Here is a 5524-nt window from a genome sequence, read left to right as displayed (position 1 = left end):
TAGTGCATCGGCATGACGCGCTCCCCTCCTCGCCGTGGACCCTCGCATTAGTGCGCTTCCTCGGTCCGGCCGAGTCTAGACGGCCGGGAGGTGACGGGTTGGTCACCCTGATCGCGCATGGACGGGGTGGTGACTGGGCTTCGGGGCGGGTCGTCGGGGAAACTGGAGAGATGTCAGTCGAGTCACCACGGCCCGCGTCCACCCCTGAACCCGGAGGCACGCCCCCCGGCCCCGCAGCGGAGTCGGTCCACCACGACCCTGTCGCCGACGCGGATCTGGACCCGCGGTCGCCCCTGCCCGCCCGGCCCGGACCGCTCGGGGTGGTCGGTAACGGAATCCGGGGCGGGTTGATCGGCATGGCCGAGCTCGTCCCCGGCGTCTCGGGCGGCACCGTCGCCCTGGTGACCGGCGTGTACCCGCGGTTGTTGGACTCCGGCGCGCACGTGGTGGACGGGATGAGGTCGGCGGTCCTCGGTCCGGACCGTCGGGAGCGGACGGCGGCGGCCTTCCGCCACGTGGACTGGTGGCTGTTACTGCCGCTCGCCGTCGGCATGCTCGCGATGGTCTTCACCCTGGCCGGAGTCCTCAAGGGCTTCGTCGAGGGCAGCCCGGAGCTCGCCCGCGGCCTGTTCCTCGGCATGGTCGCGGCGAGTATCGCGGTGCCCCTGGGGATGGCGCGGGCCACCCCGGGTGGACGGAGCTGGGCGCTGGGACTGATCTTCGCGGGCGGTGCGGCACTGGCGTTCGTGCTGTCCGGGCTGCCGAGCGGGGCGATCAGCGACCCCTCCTACCTGCTGGTGTTCGTGGCCGCGGCGGTGGCGATCTGCGCGCTGGTCCTGCCCGGGGTCTCGGGTTCGTACCTACTGCTGGCGATGGGCCTGTACGCCCCGACACTCGGCGCGGTGGACGACCGGAACGTCGCCTACCTCGGGGTGTTCGCGCTCGGCGCGCTGGTCGGCATCTCTCTGTTCGTCAAGATCCTCGACCGGCTGCTGGAGGACTTCCGCAAGCCCACACTCATCGCCATGGCCGGCTTGATGCTCGGGTCCCTGCGAGCCCTGTGGCCGTGGCAGACCGAGGAGGCCGACGTCCTGGCTCCGGGCTCCGACTGGCCGGTGGTCCTGGCCGCGGTGGCCGCCGGCGTCGTGGTGGTGGTGATCGTCCTGGTCGTCGAGCGGGTGGTCGCCGACAAGGCCGCGACCACTGACCCGGACCCGCGGGTCACGGCCCTCGAGGATCGTGAATAGGAAGCTCCCCGACAGGCCGGCTCGAGCTGTCCGCGGGACAGCCCTTGCTTAATGAGACATGGTGTCTATGATGGACGCCATGTCTCATAGTGATGTGACGGATGCCACGTTCCTGCAGCGCTACCGGACCGTGCAGCGACTGTCCTACGACTGCGTCGAGAGCGTTGCCGCGACCCTCGACGAGGGGGTCACCGAACGAGAGGTGGCCGCGCGGCTGCACGAGTGGCTCACCGACCGGGGAGTACGCGAGTGGTTCCACACCCCGTTCGCGTGGTTCGGCGACCGGACCGCCTTCCGCGGCTTCGCAACGCCCGTTCACTTCTTCCCGACCCGTCGCCGACTGGGCGAGGGGATGCCCTACATCCTGGACGTCGCACCGGTCCTGGACCGCGCCGTGGGGGATATCGGCTACGCCCGCGTCCTCGGCGAGAACGCGATCCACGACGAGTTGATGACCGATCTGGCCGCCCACCGGGACCTCATCCCGCGACTCATCACCGAGGGCGCGACACTGCGTGAGGTCTACCTCGAGGTCGACGAGCTCATCCGTCGGCAGGGATATGACAACCGGCACCGCGTCTACCCCGGTCGAGTCATCGCCCATCAGGTCGGCGACATCGAGTCCCGCATCCCCCGCTTCATCGCGTTCGGTTTCGGCAGTCGCGCCGTGCGGACGCTCGTCGGCGACCTCATGGTCGAGCGTGCGCACAACCGGTCACCGCTGTGGGCGTCCGGGAAGATCTCCGACCACCGCCCGGAACCCGGGCTGTGGGCGGTCGAACCGCACATCGGCTTCCGCGACGTCGGGGTCAAGTTCGAGGAGGCGTTGCTGGTACGGCCGGACGGGTCGGCCGTGTGGCTCGACGACGAGACCCCCCACGTGTGCCGGTGGAGGCGGCAGGGTCTGGCCTGCGGGTCGGGGGAGGCTCCGGGGACGCCCGAGACCACGACGACCTCGGAGGCCGCGGCGTGAGCGGCGCCGATAGGCAGGTCGCAGACACACAGCTGACCACCGTGTCGACCACCGACGGCCTCTCTCTCGCGGTCTCGGTCACCGGCCCGGCCGACGCCCCGACCCTCGTCTGCATCCACGGCTATCCCGACAACCGCAGCGTCTGGGACGGCCTCGCCCACGAACTCGCCGACCGCTACCGGGTCGTCAGTTACGACGTCCGCGGTGCCGGGGACTCCGAGGCGCCCTCCTCGCGGGCCGGCTACTCCACCGACCAGCTCGCCGCCGATCTGGACTCCGTCATCGACGCAGTGTCTCCGGACAGGCCGGTGCACCTGCTCGGGCACGACTGGGGATCGATCCAGACGTGGCACGCCGTCACCGGGGACGGCGCGGCCTCGCGTGCGGCGAGCTTCACGTCGATCTCGGGTCCGTGCCTCGACCTGGTCGCCCTGTGGATCACCGGCGAGGGGCGCGAGCGCACCGCCCCGATGCTCACCCAGTCCCTGTCCTCCACCTACATCGGATGGTTCCACCTCCCGTGGTTGCCCGAGGCCCTGTGGCGCAGCAGGGTGGGGGCCGGGCTCGGGCGCCGGATCGTCGCGATCGGACGCGGAGCCGCCGAGGTGTCCCCGGACGATGTCGCGCGCCCGGAGCGCGATCTGGTCAACGGGCTCGAGATGTACCGCGCCAACATGCGCCGCCACCTCTTACGCCCCCGGCGGCGTCACACCTCGGTCCCGGTGCAGGTCCTGACCCCGACCCGGGACGTGTTCGTCACGCCCGCCCTGCAGGAATGCGCGCGGCTCGGTGCGGAGGACGTCCACGTGCGTCCCGTCGTCGGCGGGCACTGGGTGGTGAGCGACCGGCCCGCGGTGGTCGCCGCACTGGTCGACGAGCACATACGGTCCGTCAGCGGATCCGGGGGGACGGAGAACGCGCGGGCCGTCGACGGGCGGCTCGCAGAGCTCGTCGTCATCACGGGCGCGGGCAGCGGCATCGGCCGCGCCACGGCCGTCGAGTACGGATCGCGCGGGGCCACCGTGGTCATCGCCGACCGCGACCTCGACGGCGCGGAGCGCACGGCCCGCCAGGTCGGACTCGTCGGAGGCACGGGTGTGCCGTACCTGCTCGACGTGACCGACTCCGACGCGTGGCAGGAGTTCGCCGACCATCTGAAGGAGCGCCACGGCGTCCCGGACGTCGTGATCAACAACGCGGGAATCGGGATGGGTGGTGGTTTCCTCGAGACCACCCTCCGGGACTGGCAGGCGGTCATCGACGTCAACCTGTGGGGTGTCATCCACGGCTGCCGGGTCTTCGGCGAGATGATGCGCGACCACGGGACCGGCGGCCAGCTCGTCAACGTGTCCTCGGCGGCGGCGTTCCTCCCCTCGCGCATCCTGCCCGCCTACGGCACCACCAAGGCCGCCGTGCTGGCCCTGAGCGAGTCCCTTCGTGCCGACCTGGCGCGCCACGGGATCGGCGTCACCGTGGTGTGTCCCGGCTTCGTCAACACCGGCATCAGCCGCTCCACCCGATACGTCGGCATGGACGAGGACTCCCAGGAGAGGACCCGGCGCGCCGCGTCCGGGCAGTACGCCCGGCGCAACTACAGCCCGGAGAAGGTCGCCCGTGCGATCGTGCGCGCCGCCGACGATAACCGCGCCGTCGTCGCGGTGACCGCCGAGTCCCGGATCGGGATGCGGCTTCACGGACTGGCGCCCGGGTTGCTGCGCGTTCTCGCGCGCGCCGACCTCACCCCGGGCTGAACCCCACCCTCCCCACCGCACGAAACCGGAAAGGAACCCCATGGCCACCACCACCGGAACGCAGGGCGGGCGCCCGCAGCACGACGAGGAGCAGCTCGTTCTGGTCGCCCGAGAGGTCGAGTTCGACTGGTCGGATCTGCCGTGGCACTGGATCCCCGGTGACCCGGTCATCACGCACACGTTCAACGTCATGCACCTGTTGCTGCCCGCCGGTGAGGACTGGTTCGTACGGGTTCTACAGGAGGCCTTGCCCATGATCAGGGACGACCGGGTCCGGGAGGACGTCCTGGGGTTCATCGGCCAGGAGGCCATGCACTCGCAGGCCCACGGCGGCGTGCTCGGCCACTTCGCGGCCGCCGGTGTCGACGTCGCCGCCTACACGCGGCAGGTCGACTGGGCGTTCCGGACCCTGCTCGGAGGCCGTGACCTCCGCGGGCGGCGCGCCGAGAACTGGTTGGTCGAGCGGATCGCGCTCATCGCCGCGATCGAGCATTACACGGCCGTCCTCGGTGACTGGGTCCTCGACTCCCCGGCGCTCGACCGGGCGGGGGCCGACCCCACGATGCTCGACCTGCTCCGGTGGCACGGCGCCGAGGAGGTGGAGCACCGCGCGGTGTGCTTTGATCTGCTCACCCACCTGGACAGCTCATACATCCGTAGAGTACGCGCCTATCTCCTCGTCACCCCCGCCTTGTTCTGGCTGTGGGTCCGGGGCGTCCGGTTCCTCATGGCCGTCGACCCCGAGGTCGACCGCAGGGCCCGGTGGCGGGACTGGGCGGCGGCGGCCCGACGCGGCCTGCTGCCCCACCCCGCCCTGCTGCTCCGCGAGATCGTGCCCTACCTGCGTCGGGGATACCATCCGAACCAACAGGGATCGGTGGAACCCGCGATCCGCTACCTTGCCACCTCGCCGGCCGCGCGGGCAGGGCACTGACGTGGCGGCCATCCCGAGGGAACTGAAGGCGGACGGTCAGGGGATCCTCGGGTACCGGCTGCTCGGCGCGATCGCGTCGGTGGCGTTCCTGCCCGGGCGGTCCGAGGGGTGGTCGACCGACCGGGTCCGGCCGGTCGACCGGGTGCGCCCGATGCGGGTCGTTGACACGCCGGGCCTCGCCGACGACGTGGTCGGGCTGGTTCTCGAACCGGCGGACGGGACGCCCACCCCGTCCTGGTCACCGGGGGCACACCTGGACCTGACCCTCCCGTCCGGACTGCGCCGACAGTATTCGCTGTGCGGCGCCGACCCGACCCGTCTCATGGTGGCGGTCCGGCGCGTCGGTGCCGCCTCATCGGAGATCCATGAGCGGGTGCGCGAGGGGGACGTCCTGCGCGTCCAGGGTCCGCGGACGGCGTTCCCGTTCTGCGGCGAGCCGCGGGTGCTGCTCGTCGCCGGTGGGATAGGGATCACGCCGATCGTGACCATGGCGCGCGAGTGCGCGACCCGTGGGCTGGACTGGCGCCTGGTCTATGCCGGACGGACCCGCGCGTCGATGCCGTTCCTCGACGAGCTGGTCGCCCTCGCGGGGAGCCGGCTCACGCTCCTCGTCGACGAG

General features: G+C 71.3%; 5 protein-coding genes. All 5 read left to right on the top strand.

Annotated features, from left to right (window positions below; genetic code table 11):
• The first annotated feature begins 170 nt into the window (after window positions 1–170).
• Window positions 171–1247: a DUF368 domain-containing protein gene (locus G6026_RS04825; RefSeq protein ID WP_194305786.1), complete on the top strand. Its 1077-nt coding sequence runs from the start codon at window positions 171–173 to the stop codon at window positions 1245–1247.
• A gap of 79 nt (window positions 1248–1326) precedes the next feature.
• A complete protein-coding gene (locus G6026_RS04820) occupies window positions 1327–2220 on the top strand; it encodes a M24 family metallopeptidase (protein ID WP_182612387.1) in 894 nt (297 codons plus the stop codon).
• Window positions 2217–3971, top strand: a complete 1755-nt coding sequence (locus G6026_RS04815) for an SDR family oxidoreductase (RefSeq protein ID WP_309230281.1) — start codon at window positions 2217–2219, stop codon at window positions 3969–3971. The genes G6026_RS04820 and G6026_RS04815 overlap by 4 nt, the downstream gene beginning before the upstream one ends.
• Window positions 3972–4011: 40 nt before the next feature.
• On the top strand, window positions 4012–4905 hold the full coding sequence (locus G6026_RS04810) for a metal-dependent hydrolase (RefSeq protein ID WP_107757464.1): 894 nt from the start codon (window positions 4012–4014) through the stop codon (window positions 4903–4905).
• A gap of 1 nt (window position 4906) precedes the next feature.
• Window positions 4907–5524 (top strand): ferredoxin reductase (locus tag G6026_RS04805; RefSeq protein ID WP_182612386.1); only part of this gene is annotated, 618 nt, incomplete at its 3' end.

Origin of the sequence: Dietzia sp. DQ11-38-2, assembly GCF_014145055.1 — a bacterium.
Lineage (GTDB): Bacteria > Actinomycetota > Actinomycetes > Mycobacteriales > Mycobacteriaceae > Dietzia.
This window is presented reverse-complemented; position numbering and strand designations above follow the sequence as displayed.